16 protein-coding genes are annotated in these 17,170 nt (G+C 71.0%); 1 reads left to right on the plus strand and 15 read right to left on the minus strand.

Annotation, left to right across the window (positions count from 1 at the left end; translation table 11 throughout):
* Positions 1–9: 9 nt before the first annotated feature.
* The 13 genes from Q9R08_RS13340 to Q9R08_RS13400 all read right to left on the minus strand — a co-directional run bounded on the left by Q9R08_RS13340 (position 10) and on the right by Q9R08_RS13400 (position 15,009).
* The gene (locus Q9R08_RS13340; RefSeq protein ID WP_308868571.1) at positions 10–1,329 is read right to left on the minus strand and encodes an amidohydrolase family protein; all 1,320 of its coding nucleotides are present in this window, start codon (positions 1,327–1,329) and stop codon (positions 10–12) included.
* Positions 1,326–2,582 (minus strand): amidase, encoded by a 1,257-nt coding sequence (locus Q9R08_RS13345; RefSeq protein WP_308868572.1) that lies wholly within the window; start codon positions 2,580–2,582, stop codon positions 1,326–1,328. The genes Q9R08_RS13340 and Q9R08_RS13345 overlap by 4 nt, the downstream gene beginning before the upstream one ends.
* Positions 2,579–3,844, minus strand: a complete 1,266-nt coding sequence (locus tag Q9R08_RS13350) for a M24 family metallopeptidase (protein ID WP_308868573.1) — start codon at positions 3,842–3,844, stop codon at positions 2,579–2,581. The genes Q9R08_RS13345 and Q9R08_RS13350 overlap by 4 nt, the downstream gene beginning before the upstream one ends.
* A 30-nt stretch (positions 3,845–3,874) precedes the next feature.
* The gene (locus Q9R08_RS13355; protein WP_308868574.1) at positions 3,875–4,936 is read right to left on the minus strand and encodes a sugar phosphate isomerase/epimerase family protein; all 1,062 of its coding nucleotides are present in this window, start codon (positions 4,934–4,936) and stop codon (positions 3,875–3,877) included.
* Positions 4,933–6,372: an FAD-binding oxidoreductase gene (locus Q9R08_RS13360; protein ID WP_308868575.1), complete on the minus strand. Its 1,440-nt coding sequence runs from the start codon at positions 6,370–6,372 to the stop codon at positions 4,933–4,935. The genes Q9R08_RS13355 and Q9R08_RS13360 overlap by 4 nt, the downstream gene beginning before the upstream one ends.
* 14 nt (positions 6,373–6,386) lie before the next feature.
* Positions 6,387–7,487, minus strand: a complete 1,101-nt coding sequence (locus Q9R08_RS13365) for a sugar phosphate isomerase/epimerase family protein (RefSeq protein ID WP_308868576.1) — start codon at positions 7,485–7,487, stop codon at positions 6,387–6,389.
* Positions 7,484–8,353, minus strand: a complete 870-nt coding sequence (locus Q9R08_RS13370; protein ID WP_308868577.1) for an ATP-binding cassette domain-containing protein — start codon at positions 8,351–8,353, stop codon at positions 7,484–7,486. Before Q9R08_RS13370 ends, Q9R08_RS13365 begins: the two co-directional genes overlap by 4 nt.
* Positions 8,350–9,264 (minus strand): ABC transporter ATP-binding protein, encoded by a 915-nt coding sequence (locus tag Q9R08_RS13375; RefSeq protein WP_308868578.1) that lies wholly within the window; start codon positions 9,262–9,264, stop codon positions 8,350–8,352. Before Q9R08_RS13375 ends, Q9R08_RS13370 begins: the two co-directional genes overlap by 4 nt.
* Positions 9,261–10,223, minus strand: coding sequence for an ABC transporter permease (locus tag Q9R08_RS13380; RefSeq protein WP_308868579.1), 963 nt, complete (start codon positions 10,221–10,223; stop codon positions 9,261–9,263). The genes Q9R08_RS13375 and Q9R08_RS13380 overlap by 4 nt, the downstream gene beginning before the upstream one ends.
* Positions 10,220–11,245: an ABC transporter permease gene (locus Q9R08_RS13385; RefSeq protein ID WP_308868580.1), complete on the minus strand. Its 1,026-nt coding sequence runs from the start codon at positions 11,243–11,245 to the stop codon at positions 10,220–10,222. Before Q9R08_RS13385 ends, Q9R08_RS13380 begins: the two co-directional genes overlap by 4 nt.
* A gap of 69 nt (positions 11,246–11,314) precedes the next feature.
* Complete coding sequence (locus Q9R08_RS13390; protein ID WP_308868581.1) at positions 11,315–12,883, minus strand: ABC transporter substrate-binding protein; 1,569 nt, start codon at positions 12,881–12,883, stop codon at positions 11,315–11,317.
* A 43-nt stretch (positions 12,884–12,926) separates the two neighbouring features.
* Positions 12,927–14,216: an amidohydrolase gene (locus Q9R08_RS13395; protein WP_308868582.1), complete on the minus strand. Its 1,290-nt coding sequence runs from the start codon at positions 14,214–14,216 to the stop codon at positions 12,927–12,929.
* 118 nt (positions 14,217–14,334) lie between these two features.
* Positions 14,335–15,009 carry a GntR family transcriptional regulator gene (locus tag Q9R08_RS13400; protein ID WP_308868583.1) on the minus strand — a complete coding sequence of 225 codons (675 nt, stop codon included), beginning with the start codon at positions 15,007–15,009 and terminating at the stop codon, positions 14,335–14,337.
* A 190-nt stretch (positions 15,010–15,199) separates the two neighbouring features.
* Here Q9R08_RS13400 and Q9R08_RS13405 point away from each other — a divergent pair, with 190 nt between their 5' ends.
* Positions 15,200–16,084: a fructosamine kinase family protein gene (locus Q9R08_RS13405; protein ID WP_308868584.1), complete on the plus strand. Its 885-nt coding sequence runs from the start codon at positions 15,200–15,202 to the stop codon at positions 16,082–16,084.
* Between the two features lie 35 nt (positions 16,085–16,119).
* Here Q9R08_RS13405 and Q9R08_RS13410 read toward each other — a convergent pair whose 3' ends face one another.
* Positions 16,120–16,413 (minus strand): Beta-galactosidase C-terminal domain, encoded by a 294-nt coding sequence (locus Q9R08_RS13410; RefSeq protein WP_308868585.1) that lies wholly within the window; start codon positions 16,411–16,413, stop codon positions 16,120–16,122.
* The gene (locus Q9R08_RS13415) at positions 16,406–17,113 is read right to left on the minus strand and encodes a YesL family protein (protein ID WP_308868586.1); all 708 of its coding nucleotides are present in this window, start codon (positions 17,111–17,113) and stop codon (positions 16,406–16,408) included. Before Q9R08_RS13415 ends, Q9R08_RS13410 begins: the two co-directional genes overlap by 8 nt.
* Positions 17,114–17,170: the final 57 nt, after the last annotated feature.

Consider the following 17,170-nt stretch of genomic DNA (forward strand, 5'->3'; position numbering starts at 1 on the left):
ATCATTTCGTCACGCAGGCGCAGTCAGTGGAGTCGGGAGGGCCCCGAGATGATCGGCGAGCGAGCCATGGAACCGCTCGGACACGGTCGACGAGTACACGATCCGCCCGCGTGCGACCACGAGGCGGCGGGCAGGCTGGTCGACGACGACACTCTCCGGGTCCTGCGAGTCGAGCACGACGAGTTCCGCAGGAGCACCGACGGAGATGCCCTCAGCTCGCGCGGAGCCCATGACACGCGCCGCATCCGACGTGACCGCGCGATGCAGCGCGGCGAAATCCCTCACATCGGACGCGAAGGTCACGCGTCCCAGCAGGAGGGCCATGTCGAGCGGATCGACCGTGCCCGTCGGGGTGAAGGCGTTGCGGATGTTGTTGGACGACACCGCGGTGCGTACGCCATGGCGCCACAGCTCGCCGATCGGCGCGACGCCTCGGCGCACGGATCTCCGATCGTTCCGGCCGACGAGGTAGAGGTCGGTGGCCGGCAGCACCACCACTGCGACACCGGCGCCGGCCAGTGCATCGAGCGTGCGTGCGCGTCGGTCGGGCTCGAGCGCGCCGAGTGTCGTGACGTGGCCGATGGCGACACGCCCGTACAGCCCTCGCGCCGCCGTCGCCTGGGCCACGTAGTCGGCGAGCGCGAAGCGCTCATCGGTCGCGTCGTCCGCGAGGTCGAGGTGCAGGTCGGCGAGGGTGCCGAATTCGACCGCGAGGTCGAGCACGGTGTCGACGTGCGCCCGCGCATCCGCCAGATCGGCCTCGGTGTACGGGCAGCCGCCGACCACCGTGCCCGGGATCAGCAGCGCCTCGCGCATGAGTGCGAGGGTGCCGGGACGGGAGCGGATGCCCTCCTGCGGGAACACGGCGATCTGCAGGTCGAGCCAGTCCCGGTGCCGCGCGGCGAGGTCGTGCATGACGTCCACGCTGAGCAGGCCGACGGTCGGGTCGACCTCCGTCTGCGCCCGGATCGCGGTCGTGCCCGCCCGCAGCGCGGCCGCCAGCACGCGCTCGGCCCGCGCCTCGACATCCGCGTGGGTGAAGGAGCGCTTGCGCTCGGCGGTGTAAGCGATCGCGGCATCGAGCGCACCGCCGCTGGACGGGCCGCCGAGCAGCGCCTTGTCGAGATGGAGGTGAGGCTCGGAGAACGCCGGAGCGACGACGCGCCCGTCGACGTCCGCGATCTCGGCGGAGGGCGGGAGCATCCCCTCGCCCGCCGCTGTGATGCCGGTGATGCGACCGTCCTCGAGCAGGATGTCGACGAGGCCGTCCGCGTCGCGCACCGACGCGCGCGTCAGCACGAGTGCGCCGGTGCGCGCGCCGGCGCTCATGCCGTCGCGGCGGGCACCGCGCTCGACGCGCGCCCCCGGGTCAGCGCATCGGCGGATCGCGCGGCCGCCAGCAGCAGCTCGTCGTCGCCCGGGCGGCCGACGAGGCAGACGCCCACCGGAAGCCCGTCGACCTCGGCGAGCGGCAGCGACACGGCGGGCAGTCCCGCTAGTCCCGCGATGCAGGTCATGGCGATGGTCCGGCCACGGAGCGACCCCTTCGCCGCGGCATCCAGATCGATGAGCGGCGCTGGACCGGATGCCGCGGCGAAGGCGAGGACCGCACCCTGCGGAAGGATCTCGGCGAGTCGCGCGAGGATCTCGTCGCGCGCCTCGTCGGCGAGGTGCATCGCGTCGGTCGGGGCGTTGCGGGCGTCGTTCATGCGCGCGGTGATGCCCGGGCCGAAGGACGGCTCCCTCGCCGTGACCCATGCGCCGTGAGTGCGCCAGATCTCGGGGAGCTGACGCGCCATGAACGCCGAGCGCCAGCGACCCAGGGTCTCCGGACCGGCGAGGTCGACGAGGGTGCGCTCCGCCCCCAGCTGCTCGGCGAGCCGATCGACGGCCGCAGCCACGGCGTCGGCCGTGTCGGGGTCGGCGAGAGCAAGCACGTCTCGCGCGAGCACGATGCGCGGCACCGCACGTGCGACGTCGGGCGTGGGCGCGGAGCCCAGCAGCACCCGCGTCGCACGCTCCAGGTCCTCGCCGGTGGCGGCGAGCACCCCCACGGTGTCGAAGCGGGGCACGAGGGGCACCAGACCCGCGGTGGGCACGCGGCCGTGCGTCGTGCGGATGCCGAAGATGCCGCAGTACGACGCGGGCACGCGGGTCGAGCCGCCGGTGTCTGTCGCCAGGGCGTAATCCACGAGCCCGGCGGCGACCGCGGCCGCCGAGCCGCTGGACGAGCCGCCGGGGATGCGGTCCGGATCGTGCGGGTTGCGCGGGGTGCCGTAGTGCACGTTGGTACCCGACAGGCTGAAGGCGAGTTCGTCCGTGTGCGAGATGCCGACGACGCTCGCCCCAGCGTCGACCCAGCGCTGCACCGCTGCCGCGTTGCGCGTCGCGACCTCCGCATCGGCGAGCCAGTCGGGGTTGCCCGCGGCGATGCGCTGGCCGGCGACGTCGAACAGATCCTTGGTGACGGTGACCGTGCCGGCGAGCGGGCCGGTCGCCGCACCGCGTGCGAGCATCGCGGGCCCGACGCGCAGCGCGCCGGTGGCCGCGGCCGCCTCGGCCGAAGGGACGACGGCGCTCATGCGTCGACCACCACGAGACGGTTCGGGATGGTGTTGAGCTCTTCGATCCCCCGGCTGGTCAGCATGACGGTGCCGCCGATGCAGACGCGCTTGCCGTCGCGGAGGGCGTTCGGCTCGAACGCGAACGCTACGCCCTCGCCGATCTCGAAGTCGCCGTCCAGCGCCACACCCGACGGCAGCGTGGGCAGGTGCGCGAGTGCCGGATCGACGCTCGGGTCGATGCGCGTCGCGGAGTTGTAGAGCACGCCCGACACCGTCTGCACCATCGGCCCGGTGTTCCACGTCTTCGAGCGCTTGAGCGGCTCGTCCATGATCTCGGCCAGCTCTGCGAAGCGCATGCCGGGACGCAGCGCCGCGATGCCGGCGTGGTACGACTCCAGGCACACGTCCTCGAGCTCCCGCAGCAGGCGGTCCGGCTGACCGAGGACGACGTCGATCTGCTGCTGCGACTCGAACCCGCCGTAGTACGCGAAGATCTCGGAGGCGATGCTGTCGCCGGCCTCCAGGACGTACGGGGCGCCGCCCATGCCGAACCACTCCGGCTGTCCCCAGCCGAAGCGATGCGAGCCGGCTCGCTCGAGGATGAAGGGGGCGCGCATCCACCCGCCGCCCGCGACGATGGCGTTGATCGCCGCAGCCGTCACGACGCTCTCTCGCACGCCGACCCGGGTGGCCTCGACGTAGGCGGCGCAGGCGGCCTCGCCGATGGCGGCCGCCTTGCGGATCATCTCCTGCTCCTCGGCGCTCTTGAACTGGGTGAGCGTCTCGAAGGCGTCGGCCACGTCCACCCAGGTGACCTTCGGGAGCGCGCCCAGCACGTTCGTCCACGTGCGGAACGGGATGACGCCGTTCCACTGCCCGACGGCGCGGCTGGTGAGGCCGACGACGCCGATCGTGGCGGCATCCAGCGACCGCTCCTTCAGCACCGCGGTGAGGTTGGCGATCGGGTTGCCGTGCAGCCAGCTGTCGGTCCAGCGCTCGTAGCGCGCGCCCGCGCCGTCGTAGCGGTTGATCGGCACGTCGCCGACCAGCATGAGGGGCTCCTCGGTCGGGGTGAAGAGCACTGTCGCGTGCGACTCCTCGTTGGTCAGGTACGAGTCGTTGGCGTTGCGCCCCTGGCCGAAGATCACGAGGGCGTCGATCCCCTGCTCGGAGAGGAACGCGCGCACGTTCGCCCAGCGCCGGTCGCGTTCGGCCAGGCTCAGCGTGGGGAAGTAGTCGCTGTCGGTGGCGACGGAGTTGGGGACGATGGTCAGGGTCATGTTCGCTCCTCGGAGTCGGTCGGATGCGGCTCAGGCCGCGGTGGATGTCGGGACGCGGGCGGCGAGAGCGGCGCGCAGGGCCGCCGCGCTCTCGGTGATGAAGGCGAGCGCCTCATCGGAGTCGACGCGAGCGCGGAGGCCGTCCAGCCCGGGAGCCGTGCCCGCCCGTGCGCGCTCCTCATAGCGATCGGTGAGCCCTTCGACGACCGCGAACTCGTCGGCCGTGAGATCGGGATGACCCGTCCACCAGCGCGGGTCGTCGACGTACAGCGGCATCTCGGCGTTCATGCCGAGGACGCCCTCGATCGACAGGTTGGCCGTCGCACCTCCCCGGTCCAGCTCGCCGAGCAGCGCCTCCCAGTCGATGACGCCCCTGCCCACGGGGGCGAGGAAGCGGCCGATGCCGTCATCGGTGCGGTGCAGGGCGACGTCGCGCACGTGCGTCGAGCGCGTGTAGGGCGCGACGCGGCGCGCAGCGGCCACGGGGTCCTCGCCGCGGACCAGCACGTTCGCGGTGTCGAACGTGATGCCGAACGCGTCGGGTCCCGCCGCCTCGACCAGGCGCACCACCTCGAACGAGCTGATCTCCTCGTGGGTCTCGATATTGAGGTGCGCGCCGGTCTCGCGCAGCAGCGGAGCGAGCCGGTCGAGCACCTTGGCCGTGGCGGCGAGCTGATCGACCCAGTCCACGTCCGTCCGGAACCGGTCGCAGGCATACAGGCCGCGGATGCGGAACTGGTAGTTCGCGGTCGCGCTCCACAGCTCGGTGATGCCCGCCGCGGTCACGGCGCGGATGATCCGCTCCATCCCGAGCAGGTAGTCCCCTTCGCCCAGGCGGCGGATCTCGGGCGCCTCCGGCGTCGCGAACGGGTTGACCTTGGCGACGCCGACCTCGAGGTACAGTCCGAGGTCGGCGGCGGCATCCGTCACCGCCGACAGCTCGCCGCCGTCGAGCGTCGGGCTCAGCGCGAACGCCGAGCGGAAGAACGCGCCCTCGAGCCCGAGGGCGGCGACCTGCTCGAGGGTGCCGATGGCGCCGAGTTCGGCAGCCCCGGGGAACTTGCTGGTGTCGGTGCCGACGCGGCGCATCATCCGAGCTCCCCTGCCGTCGGGCTCAGGTCGACCAGGCCGCGCGAGAAGACGTTCGCCGGATCGTACGAGCGCTTGACCGCCACGAGACGCTCGTACTTGGCGCCGTAGACGGCGCGCGCCACCGCCTCGTCGCCGGCGACCGAGGTGAAGTTGATGTAGGTCCCGGCCTTGTGCGGCGCCAGCGCCTCGTCGAACCGCTTGGCCCACGCGACGAGCGGCGCCTTCTCGCCGGGATACTCCCAGTCCGCTCCGATGTTGGCGCCGAACGGAGCGCCGACGCCGGCCGTCGAGTCGTTCGACGAGTCCCGCGGCGTGCGTCGGCCGGCGATGATCTCGAACGGGCACATCACCTGGTGGGCGATGTGGGCGCTCGAGTTGAGGGCGCGGCCCGTGTAGGCGTCGCTCATCTCGATCACGGTCTCGATCGCTGCGTCCGATAAGTCCTGCAGGAATAGGTGCTTCCAGTAGTGCGAGATGCCGTATCGGAACTCGTCGTCGGTCGCGTGCTGCAGCGTCACGTGCGGCATCGTGCGCAGGCTCTGGTAGATCGGCGTGCCGAGCGCGAACATCCCCGCCGTGGCCGCCGGCTCGTCGGCAGGGTCGCCGTAGAACACGGTCGCCAGCGAAAGGATCGGCTGTCCGCGGTGCTCGGCGGGGATCTGCGACCAGTACTCGGGGGCACGGAGCAGCCGCAGGTAGGTGCCGATGTTGCCGGGGGCGTCGAGACCCCACTCGCGGAAGTGCCGCATGATCGCGGTGCGGTCGGATGCCGGGAAGAGCGCCTGACGCACCGTCGCGAGGCCCGGGAGCGGCACGGTGCGGAACGTGAACCGCGTCGCGATGCCGAAGTTGTGACCGGCGCCCTTGAGCGCCCAGAACAGGTCGGGGTTCTCCTCGGCGTTCGCGGTCAGGATGCGGCCGTCCGCGACGACCACCTCGATCTCGACGACGTGGTCGACGGTCGCGCCGTGCATCCGCGCGAGGTAGCCGAAGCCGCCGCCGAGCGTGAGTCCGGCGACGCCCGTGTGCGAGACGACACCGGCGGGAACGGCGAGGTCGTACGGCTGGGCGGCGCGGTCGACGTCGCCCCACCGGCATCCGGCTCCGACCGTCACCGTGCCCGCCTCGAGGTCGAACGCGACCCCGTCGAGCAGCGCCGTGTCGATGAGCACCGCGCCGTCGGCGACCGCGGTGCCCGCGAGGTTGTGGCCTCCGCCGCGCACGGTGAGGGGCACCTGGTTGCCGACGCACCAGCGCAGGGCGTCCGACACGTCGCGCGCGTCGCGGCAGCGCACGATGGCGGCGGGAAGCCGGTCGATGTCGGCGTTCCAGACGCGCCGGAGCAGGTCGTAGTCGGGGTGGTCCGGATAGACGACCTCGCACGAGACGGCGGCACCCAGCTCGGAGAGCGCGGCGGGGGCATGGGTGAGGGTCATGGGGGCTCCTTCGGTCATCGGGTCGGCACGGGGGCGGGCTCGGCGGTGTACGGGCCTGCGTCGGGCAGGGCGGGGGGCGTGCGCCCGGCGAGGGTCGCGCGCAGGTGGGCGGCGCAGCGCAGCAGGAACTGCTCCAGCTCGCTGTCGGGCCGGAGCGCCCGCAGCTGCGCGAGCGACTCGGCGTCGCCGGCGGCAGCGCGGGCCTCGTATGCGACGGCCAGCGCATCGAGGCTCTGCAGCGCTTCGTCGGTGAGATCGGGATGCCCCGCCCGCCACGTCGGGTCGGCGACGTGCAGCTTCATCTCGGCGCGGACGACGCCGATCGGCTCGATCGTGAGGTTGATCGACGGGTTCTGCGCGAGGACGAGATCGAGCGCGGCATCCCAGTCGATGACGCCCTCACCGCAGGGGGCGATGAAGCGCGACAGCCCCTCCTCGGTGCGCCATAGCGCGGCGTCGCGGAGCTGGGTCGTGCGCACGTGGGGCGCGATGCGGGCGATCCCCTCGAGCGGGACCTCGGCGCGCACCGCGAGGTTGGCGGGATCGAGGCACACGCCCAGCACGTCCTCGCCGACCGCGTCGATGAGCCGCAGCAGCTCGAACGTGGTGATCTCCTCGTGCGTCTCGAGGTTGAGTCGCACACCCGTCTCGCGGAGCACCGGTGCCAGCCGATGCAGGAATCCCTCGGTCGCGGCCAGCTGATCGGCCCAGTCGGCGTCGGTGCGGAAGCGGTCGGTGAAGAAGATGCCGGGGTAGGGCTTGTAGCCGCCGACCGCTGTCCAGGTCTCGGTCCAGCCGAACTCGGCGCACGTGCGGATCATCCGCTCCATGCCGGCGAGGTAGCTCCCGTCCCCGAGGTCCCGCACCCGCGGCAGCTCTGCGGTCATGTACGGGTTGACCTTGCCGACCCCCATCTCGACGTAGAGGTCGAGCTCGTCCGCGAGCTGCGCGAAGTCCCGCAGGAACCCCGGATCGAGGGTCGGTGCGATCTCATCCAGGGTGCGCACGTTGACGCCTTCGAGCCCCATGGCGGCGACGGCACGCAGCGTCTGGAGGGGGTCGCCCCATCCGCTCCTGCCGTCGGTGAACTTGACGTCGGTTCCCACGCGGGTCATGCGGCGATCTCCTTGTCGAGGTGCGGGACGAGGGCGGCCGCCGCTCGGCGGCGGTTCTCGCGTCGCTGCCGCTCGGCGGCGGGATCCGCCCGTGGCACGGCCTCCAGCAGCGACTGCGTGTAGGGGTGGGTGGGGCGCTCGTAGACCTGCTCGCGCGTCCCCTGTTCGACGACGCGGCCCTTCTCGAGGATCACGAGGCGGTCGCACAGGTACCGGACGACGGCGAGGTCGTGCGCGATGAACAGGACCGACAGGCCGAACTCGGCCTGCATGTCCTTGATGAGGTTGAGCACCTGGGCCTGCACCGACACATCGAGCGCCGAGACGGGCTCGTCGCACACGAGCACGCGGGGCCTCACCACGAGCGCCCGCGCGATCGCGATGCGCTGTCGCTGGCCTCCCGAGAAACTGCGCGGGTACCGTTTGACGTGCGCCGGATCGAGGCCGACCCGCTCGAGCATCTCGGCGGTGCGGGCCCGACGGCCGGCGGCGTCGAGGTCGGTGTGCACGCGGAGCGGCTCCGACACGATCTGCCCGATCGTCATGCGGGGATCCAGGCTCGAGTAGGGGTCCTGGAACACCATCTGCACCTGCGAGCGGAACACGCGCTCGGCGCGATAGGTCATGCGGCGCAGGTTGAGGCCGTTGTAGACCAGGGACCCGGCCTGCGGCCGCTCGAGTCCCATCAGACAGCGGACGGTGGTCGACTTGCCCGACCCGGATTCGCCCACCAGTCCCAGCGTCTCCCCCGCGCCGAGGCTGAACGAGACGTGATCCACGGCGGTGAACTCCCGCGATTCCCGCCCGAAGCGCTTGACGAGATCTTCGACCCGCAGGTCGACGCCGTCGGTGGTCAGCGTGTTCATCGCCGTGCCTCCTCGAGGATGGCGCCGCTTACGAGCGCGGGTGGGACGGATGCCGCGGCATCCGCTCGCATGACGTCCTCGACGGTCTGCAGCCTGACGTTCGGATCGGCGTCGACACTCGGAATGGATGCCAGCAGCCCGCGGGTGTAGGCGTGCTCGGGCGACCGGAACAGGTCGTCGACCGGGCGGTCCTCGACGATGCGGCCGTGACGCATCACCGCGACGCGATGGGCGAGCCCCGCGACGATCGCCAGGTCGTGGGTGATCAGCAGCACGGCGAGCCCGAGCTCGCGGGACTGCTCCTCGAGGAGGTCGAGCACCTGCTCCTGCACGCGCACGTCCAGTGCGGTGGTCGGCTCGTCGGCGATGAGCAGCTGCGGTCCGGCGATCAGCGCCGCGGCCATCACGACCCGCTGGCGCATCCCTCCGGAGAACTCGTGGGGGTAGGCGCCGAGGCGCGTGGCCGCGGAGGGCACACCCAGCCGATCGAGCATCTCGACGGCCTGGCGTCGCGCCGCCCGGCGGCCGACGCCTCGGATCACGAGGGGTTCGGCCACCTGGTCGCCGATCGTGAGGACGGGGTTGAGGGCCGTCATCGGGTCCTGGAACACCATGGAGACCGTGGATCCGCGCAGCTGACGCAGTCGTCGCTCCGGGGCACCCACCACCTCCTGGCCCGCCACCCGCACGGAGCCGGACAGCTCGACCGTGGGATCCAGCCGCAGTACGGCCTTCGCGGTCATGGACTTGCCCGAGCCGGACTCGCCGACGAGCGCGACGCGCTCTCCGCGCGCGATCGTCAGGCTGACCCTGTCGACCAGCGTGAGGTCGCCGTGACCGGAGTCGGTGCGTGTGGCGGCAGGGACGCGCACCGTGAGATCGGTGATCTTCAGGACGGGTGCGTCGGTCATCGCTTCCTCCGCAGGCTCGGGTCGAGACGGACGCGGAGGGCATCGCCCAGCAGCCCGAAGGCGATCGCCGCGATGGTGATGGCCAGTCCCGGGAACGTGGTGACCCACCACGCGGTGGTGATGTACTCGCGGCCCTGGGCGACCATGGCGCCCCAGTCGGCGCTGGGCGGGGGTGCGCCCACGCCGAGGAAGGCGAGACCCGCCATGAGGACGACGGCGCCCGAGATCTCCATGCTCGCCTGGACGTACACCGAATCCATCGAGTTCGGCAGCACGTGGCGGACGAGGGTCGGGATACGGCGGATGCCGTTCACCCTCGCCGACTCGACGTACGCCGAGTTCATCGACACCCGCAGGATGCCGCGGACGAGGCGGGTCGTGCCGGGCCACATGGCGATGACCATGGCGAGAACGACCGAGCCGAGCGACGGGCCGAGAGCGGCGGCGATGCCGAGCGCGAGCACCATCGACGGCAGCGCCATGAACATGTCGCAGATCCGCATGATGGTGGCGTCGACCCCCCGAGGCGAGAGCACCGCCGCGCAGGCGACGACGACGCCGACGAGCGTGGACAGCGCGACGACGGCGATCGCCGCGAGCAGCGTCATGCCGGCACCGACGAGGAGCCGCGAGAGCACGTCGCGCCCCGCGTCGTCGGTCCCCATCCAGTGCGCGGCGCTGGGCGGCAGCAGCGCGTCGGACGGGATGGCGAGGTACGGGTCGTACGGAGCGAGCAGCGGGCCGATGATCGCGACGACCACGAGCGCCGCCGAGACGACGATGGCGACGCGGTCCAGCGCTCCCGCGTGCGTCCCGAACAGACCCCGCAGCCCCTTCGAGATCCCGCCGCCGAGACCGGCGGGTGTGAGCCACTCCGCCGTGCGTGGCGGGCGTGGACGCGGGTCGTCGGGCGAGGAGGTCTCCTCATCGAGTCCCGGCGGATCGGTGGTCAGCGTCATGCGCGGGCTCCCGTCAGATGCGACTCGCGCACGCGCGGGTCTGTCCAGATCTGCACGACGTCGACGACGAGGCTCGCGACGGTGAAGACGACGCCGATGACCAGGACGCAGCCCAGGACGGCGAAGGTGTCCTGGTTGAGGACGGCCTGATTGAGGTAGGTCCCGATGCCGGGCAGGGCGAACACGCTCTCGACGAGCAGGGCGGCGCCCATCATCCAGCCGAACTGCATGCCGAGCAGGGTCAGCGTCGACCCCATGGTCGACCGCAGTCCGTGGTGCAGCACCACGCGCGCAGGCCCCGCACCCTTCGAGACGGCGAACGAGACGTAGTCCGAGTCGAGGGCGCCGATCATGTTCGACCGCACGTTGCGGGCGATGGTGGACATGAACGGCGCGCTCAAAGCCAGAGCCGGGAGGATCAGATGCGACAGCGAGTCGGCGAACATCGGCGGGCTGCCGGCGAGCAGCGAGTCGACGAGCGTGAAGCCGGTGACCGGCGGCGGCGCCATGCTGAAGGAGTTGGCTCCCGAGATGGGGAGCCACCCCAGTGTGGATGCGAACCCCCACTGGAAGAGGATGGCGAGCCAGAACACGGGCACGCCGCCCGCGAGGACGAACAGGATGCGCGCCGACACATCCGGGGCGCGGTCGCGGAGCGCGGCCGAGAGCGCCCCGAGCGGTACCGCGACGATCACGGTCAGGATCATGGTGACCACGACCAGCTGCAGCGTCGTGGGGACGGTCCCGGACAGGTCGCTCACCACGCTCTGGTGTGTCGACGCGGACTGGCCCAGGTCGCCGCGCAGCGCGCGGCCGAGGAACACCACGTACTGCTCGATCACCGGCAGATCGAGGCCCAGGCGTTCGCGGGCCTGCGCGATCTGGTCGGCGGTGGCGGTGCGTCCTGCGGCGACGCGCGCCGCGTCGCCGGGGATCAGCTTCGTCATGAAGAAGACGATCGTGATGATGCCCCACACGCTCAGGAGCGCGAGTCCCAGCCGCTTGGCGATATAGGTCGCCATTCGGGCCTCCTCGTTTCGGTTCGGTCGGGGTGGACGGTGGCCCCGCCGTGCGGCGGGGCCACCGCGGCGTCACTCGGTGACGACGAGCATCGTCGGGTCGAACAGCTGGTACGTCGGCGAGTAGCTGATGCCGCCCACGCCGTCGCGGAGCATGATCGTGGTCACCGGGTTCGACACGTTGACGCTGACGTCGTCGGCGAGGATCTGCTCCTGCGCCTGTGTGAAAAGGTCGCAGGCGGCGTCGGGGTCGACGGTCGAGATGCCCTCCTCGAGCAGCGCGTCCACCTCGGGGTTGGAGTAGAGCGCGTAGTTCGTCTGGCCGATGAACTGCGAGTCGTAGACCCGGAAGAGCATCGGTCCGATCTCGGGGTAGTACGGGAAGTCCCAGAGCAGGCCGAGGTCCGGCGTCGTCTCGGGAGACTCGATCATCGCGACGTACTCGGGGTAGGTCACGGTCTGCAGCTCCAGCGTCAGGCCGATGTCCTTGAGGTTCGACTGCAGGAGCGTGGCGGCCTTCTGGTGCTCGGGGATCTGCGCCTGGTAGGCCATCGTGACGGTCGCGCCGACAGCGCCCGCCTCGTCGAGCAGTGCCTTCGCCTCGTCCACATCCTGTTCCGTCGGTCCGGCGTCGACGCGGCAGGCCACCGTCGGAGCCACCAGGCCCGAGGCGACCGACCCTCGACCGCTCAGGATCGAGGCGATGTGCCCCTCGTAGTCGTAGGCGAGCTTGATCGCCTCGCGGACGCGCGGGTCGGCGGTGATGCCCTCCTGCGTGTTCATCATGACGAACAGCTGGAGCGGGCTCGGCAGCTGCAGCGCTTCCAGGCCATCGGTCGAGGCGAGCGCGTCGAGGTCGGTGCCGACGATGCCGGTGGCGACATCCACCCCGCCCGACTTCAGCTCGTCGCGCAGGGTCGAGCTTTCGGTGATGTAGCGGTAGACGAGGCTCGCGGGTCGCGCCTCGTCGAAGCGCCAGGAGTCCTCGTAGCGCTCCAGTGTCGCCTGCTGGTTGGCGGTGTAGTCGGTGATGACGTACGGCCCGGAGCCGGCGTCGTTCGTCGCGAGCCAGGCCTGCGCGTGGTCGTCGCCCTCGTGCTCCGACACGAGTGCCGAGTCCAGGACGTAGACCTTGCTGAGGGCGCCGACGAACGTCGTGTTGGTGCCCGACAGCGCGATCTCCACGGTGGTGTCGTCGACGGCGGTGCTGGAGGCGTACGACGAGAGGAACGAGGCGACGCCCACGCCGAGCGCCTTGATGCGGTCGAGCGTGTACACGACGTCGGCCGCGGTGACCGGGTTTCCGCTGTGGAAGGTGGCGTCGTCGCGGAGGGTGAGGGTGACGGCGGTGGCGTCCGCGTTGTAGGCCCATTCGGTCGCGAGCATGGGCACGATCGCGCCGTCCTCGTCGTAGTCGATGAGCTTGTCGTAGGCGCCGCCGACGGTGAAGTCCGTCTGCACGTCCGAGGCGAGCACCGGGTCGAGCGTCTGTGGCGTCGCGCCGGTGCCGATGATGACCGTCTCGTCGCGAGCGGCCGTGGTCGGCGCAGTGGCCGAGCCGCCGGCGCAGGCGGTGGTGAGCGCACCGACGGCGAGCGCGGCGATGAGGGCGGTGGCGAGGCGGGTCCTGGTGGTTCTCATGTTCACTCCGGGTTCGGGGTCGGGTGCTGCAGGAACGGGTGGATCACGGCCGGGTGGCCAACGCGCCGAGGGTGCGGGGCGCGAGTCTGTGGGAGGCGGAGGTCTGGGCGGCGACGACGCGGCCGCCGTGCAGCACGAGACGGTCGCTCGGGTTCGCGGCGACGGTGGCCGCCGGCGAGAGGCTGTCGACCACGAGGAGGTCGGCAGGGGCGCCGGGCGCCACGCCGTACGGACCGACACCCAGCGCCTGGGCGGCGGCACCGGTGACCATGTCGAGGGCGACGGCCAGCTCGTCGTCGGTGCGGAAGTTCGACTGGTAGGCGACCTGGCGGGCCACCGCGAGCATGTCGCCGTCGCCGAACGGCCACCACGCGTCTCGGATGTTGTCGGAGCCCGAGAAGACGACGGCGCCTTCCTCGCGCAGAGCGAGAACGGGAGGCATGGGACCCGCCGGGCCGTTGGTCATGATGGCGACGCCGGCGTCGGCGAACTCGGCTCCGACGCGGCGTGCCGCCTCGGCCGAGATCGAGCCCAGCCCGTACGCGTGGCTGACGGTGACACGCCCGTGCAGCCCGATCTCGCGCGTCTTCGCCGCGATGAGCGCGTACTGGCGGACGGCGATCTCGCCCAGATCGTGCAGATGGATGTCGACACCGACGCCGTGGTCGGCGGCGAGCGCGAACACGATCCCGAGGTGGCGTTCCGCGTCGTCGTCGAAGCCGGCCGGGTCGAGCCCGCCGATGACGTCGGCGCCGGCGGCGAGGGCCTCGGCGAGCAGGCGCCCCACGCCGGGCGACGCGAGGATGCCGCTCTGCGGGAACGCGACGATCTGAACGCGCAGCACGTCGCGCAGCTCGTCACGCAGCTCGAGGAGCGCGTCGAGCGACGACAGCCCCACCGCGGTGTCGATGTCGACGTGCGTACGGACGGTGCCCGTGCCGAACCCGATCATGGCGGTGGCGAGCGCAGCCGCCCGCTCGGTGACCGTGGCGGTGAGCTCGTCACGGATGGCACGCTCGGCGACCACCCGCTCCCGGACGGTGGCACCCGGGCGGTGCGGCTGCCACGGCGAGCCCGCGAACGTCTTGTCGAGGTGGGCGTGGCCGTTCACGAGCGCCGGCAGCACGAGGCGTCCCTCGAGGTCGATGGCGGCGAGTGCGCTCGCGGTCCCCTCCTGCAGCGCGACGGCGAATCGCGGCGACGACACCCCGGGTGCGTCGAACGTCACCGCGGTCGCCGGCGACACCGATGTGATGCACCCGTCGGTGATCGTCAGGTCGGCGCGTGAGCCGTCCGGCAGCGAGCCGTCGAGGAGGAGGAGCGAACGTGGCACCGAGGACCCTTCGGGAAGAGGAGGAACTTGGTATACAAGATTCCATTCCCGTGTTTCGCTCGATCAGGCGCTACGTAAACTGCATGTTTCGATCCGCTTGGTAGGCCAAGCGCCGTCGTCAGTGCTCGAGACGCTGTCTCATGAGCCGCAGCGAGTCGACCCTGCTGTGCTCGACGTGCGCGTAGGCGAGCGCTCCCGCCCATTCGACGTTGCCGTCCGCGATCGCGTGGCAGAGCTCTCGATGCTCCGCGCAGAGCACGCGCTGGTCACGCTCGGCCTCCAGTCGGAAGAGCCGGCGGACGCGACCGTTGATCGGCCCCATCAGTCCGATGAGGAGCGTGTTGCCCGACAGGTCGAGGATCTCCTCGTGCAGCGCGGAATTGGCGCCGGCGATGTCCCGGTCGTCGCCGGCGTCCAGTGCGGTCTCTGCTCTCGCCAGTCGCGCGAAGAGCTCGTCCGACGACGCACCGCCCGCGCACGCCTGTGCGGCGAGCTTGGCGGCGAGCACCTCGAGGCTCGAGCGCACCACGAACAGCTCCTCGACGTCGTTGAGCGTCATCTCGGTCACCACCGCCCCCCGGCGCGGCAGGGTCTTGATGAAGCCCTCCGCCTCGAGACGCGGCATCGCCTCGCGGATCGGGATGCGTGAGACGTTGAACTCGGCCGCGAGCTCCCGCTCCCTGATGCGCTCGCCCGCGGCGAGGGTGCCCTCGATGATGCGCTCCCGCAGCTCTTCGTAGATCTTCACGGAAAGCGACTGGTCTGCGAGGCCGAGCGGAACATCTGTCGCCATACAGGGCACCTTTCAACGGCGTGCTGAGGGTGCCTACTGTATGCCAAGGGATCGCGAGCGACGCCGACGTCGTATCGCCGGAGTACTCGCGGCTCTCCCGCGCGGTGCGCCGGATGCGTTCGCGTTCCGTGGTTGAATCCGGACTCGGCGAGCACCGGCACGTGCGGGCCAGAAAGTCGAGGAGCCGTCGATGCTCGATGCGATCGCCTTGCTGAGGGAGCGGCTGCGCTCGGCCGGTATCACCGACGTCGTCTCGATCCAGCCCGTGACCGGTGGGCTCGCTGCGACCGCGGGGATCGCGCGGCTCGCCGACGGTGGATCGATCTTCGTCAAGGCGTTCGCCGCGCCGTCGGGCGATGCCTTCGTCACCGAGGCCGAGGGTCTCGACGCTCTGCGAGCGCTCGGCGGCGTCGTGACCCCCCAGGTGTTACTGGCGGGGAGCGACCTGCTCGTCCTCTCCGTGTTGAGACCCAGGGCCGCCTCCGAAGCCTTCTGGGAGCAGCTCGCGCACGCGCTGGCCCGCTTGCACACCACCACCTCGCACCCGAGGTTCGGCTGGCACCGCGACAACTGGCTGGGTCGCCGTCGGCAGGTCAACACCTGGGAGCACGACGGATTCGAGTTCTTCGCTCAGCACCGGCTGCTGCGGTGGCTCGACGAACCCCGCGTGGAGGCGGCGCTCTCCCCCGCGGACCGGTCTGCGCTGGAGAACCTGTGCGCACGACTTCCCGAGTTGCTCCCCGACAAGCCCGCCTGTCTGACGCACGGCGACCTGTGGGCGCAGAACGTGCTGAGCTCGGCGGACGGACAGCCCGCGCTGATCGACCCCGCTGTCTCGTACATGTGGGCGGAGGTGGATCTCGCGCATCTGTGGACGACCGCGCCACCTGCCGAGGCAGGGGTGTTCTTCGACCGCTACGCGGAGCTGACCTCCCTCGATCGAGACTGGCGCGTGCGCATGCCGATCCTCCAGTTGCGGCAGCACCTCGCCGTCATCGCCCAGTTCGACGACGAGTGGGGCGCAGCGGACGCGGTACGGGCGACGGTGGCGCCGTTCCGGCGGATCGGGCACTGATCCCGGCGTGCGCTCGCCTTTCGGCGTGTGCTGGTTCACCCCCGCGACGGCTGCATGCGGCGGATCACGATGACGTCGGTCGGATGCAGGACGATGACGTCACCGGCATCCAGCTCACGACCCGTGAGCAGGTCCGTGCCATCGGAGTGAAGGCGGATCGTCGCGTCCCGCGGACCGTGGTGGAGCAGGAAGTCGACGGCCTGTCCGTCTGCCGCGATGCGCGTGGCGAGCTCGAGGCCGGGGACGTCGGCGTACGGGCCGACCAGGTCGTGCCGCTCGAGCGCACGGGTGACGAGATGCGAGAGCGGTCGCGGTCGCAGGTCAGGCATCGTCCGTGAACCTCGTCATGACGTGGTGGAAGACGGGACGCGCCATCAGTGCGAGAAGACCGACGAACGCCCAGAGCAAGAGCAGCAGGACCACCTCGGATGCGATGAGCACGACGAATGCGGCGACGAGGACGAGTGACAGGACGCCCAGCGAGTAGCCCCACCGAGGGACGATCTGCGACAGTGCGATGCGCGCGGCATCGCGGGTGCGAAAACGGAACCCCGCAGTCAGGACGAGCATGTGGCCGGCCCATACGATGACGAGCGAGGCCAGCAGCAGCAAGAAGGGGCGGATCACCGATCCGCCGTCGACCCCGTCGAGATGAATGAGATTGAACGTGAGCATTGCGAGGACGAGGCTCACGGGGACAGCCCAGACGAGCGTCGCACCGAGGTCTCGACGATAGGCGCGGAAGAAGTACCTGCCCGGCGCCAGGTCGTGGGCGCGGGCCCCCGCGCGAATCGCCGACACCCCCGCGACGAGTGCCGGAGCGACCGGCAGCAGCGCGAGGACGAACAGGGGCAGGTTCGACGCGTCGCGGTCGAGCAGCAGGACCGCGCCGATCGTAGGAAGCGTCGCGAGCACGAGCTGGACCTCGAGGACCAGCATCCGATACACCACGGCCGCCCCGCGGGAGAGCGGCCCGCGGCCGATCTCGTCCGCCATGTGGGCCCGATGCGGGCGATGGTCGACACTCATGTTCCTTCTCCTTCGGAAGGGGACGGTGGGCCGGCGGCGGAAGGCTGCCGGCCCACC

Origin of the sequence: Microbacterium psychrotolerans (assembly GCF_031085295.1) — a bacterium.
GTDB classification, from domain to species: Bacteria; Actinomycetota; Actinomycetes; order Actinomycetales; family Microbacteriaceae; genus Microbacterium; species Microbacterium psychrotolerans.

Bases quoted from the DNA above. Each gene is read 5' to 3' on its own strand.
- Q9R08_RS13380 (WP_308868579.1), bottom strand. From the start codon at position 10,223: ATGACGCTGACCACCGATCCGCCGGGACTCGATGAGGAGACCTCCTCG.
- Q9R08_RS13405 (WP_308868584.1), top strand. From the start codon at position 15,200: ATGCTCGATGCGATCGCCTTGCTGAGGGAGCGGCTGCGCTCGGCCGGT.
- Q9R08_RS13375 (WP_308868578.1), bottom strand. From the start codon at position 9,264: ATGACCGACGCACCCGTCCTGAAGATCACCGATCTCACGGTGCGCGTC.
- Q9R08_RS13415 (WP_308868586.1), bottom strand. From the start codon at position 17,113: ATGAGTGTCGACCATCGCCCGCATCGGGCCCACATGGCGGACGAGATC.
- Q9R08_RS13390 (WP_308868581.1), bottom strand. From the start codon at position 12,883: ATGAGAACCACCAGGACCCGCCTCGCCACCGCCCTCATCGCCGCGCTC.
- Q9R08_RS13365 (WP_308868576.1), bottom strand. From the start codon at position 7,487: ATGACCCGCGTGGGAACCGACGTCAAGTTCACCGACGGCAGGAGCGGA.
- Q9R08_RS13370 (WP_308868577.1), bottom strand. From the start codon at position 8,353: ATGAACACGCTGACCACCGACGGCGTCGACCTGCGGGTCGAAGATCTC.
- Q9R08_RS13350 (WP_308868573.1), bottom strand. From the start codon at position 3,844: ATGACCCTGACCATCGTCCCCAACTCCGTCGCCACCGACAGCGACTAC.
- Q9R08_RS13355 (WP_308868574.1), bottom strand. From the start codon at position 4,936: ATGATGCGCCGCGTCGGCACCGACACCAGCAAGTTCCCCGGGGCTGCC.
- Q9R08_RS13385 (WP_308868580.1), bottom strand. From the start codon at position 11,245: ATGGCGACCTATATCGCCAAGCGGCTGGGACTCGCGCTCCTGAGCGTG.
- Q9R08_RS13345 (WP_308868572.1), bottom strand. From the start codon at position 2,582: ATGAGCGCCGTCGTCCCTTCGGCCGAGGCGGCCGCGGCCACCGGCGCG.
- Q9R08_RS13400 (WP_308868583.1), bottom strand. From the start codon at position 15,009: ATGGCGACAGATGTTCCGCTCGGCCTCGCAGACCAGTCGCTTTCCGTG.
- Q9R08_RS13410 (WP_308868585.1), bottom strand. From the start codon at position 16,413: ATGCCTGACCTGCGACCGCGACCGCTCTCGCATCTCGTCACCCGTGCG.
- Q9R08_RS13340 (WP_308868571.1), bottom strand. From the start codon at position 1,329: ATGAGCGCCGGCGCGCGCACCGGCGCACTCGTGCTGACGCGCGCGTCG.
- Q9R08_RS13360 (WP_308868575.1), bottom strand. From the start codon at position 6,372: ATGACCCTCACCCATGCCCCCGCCGCGCTCTCCGAGCTGGGTGCCGCC.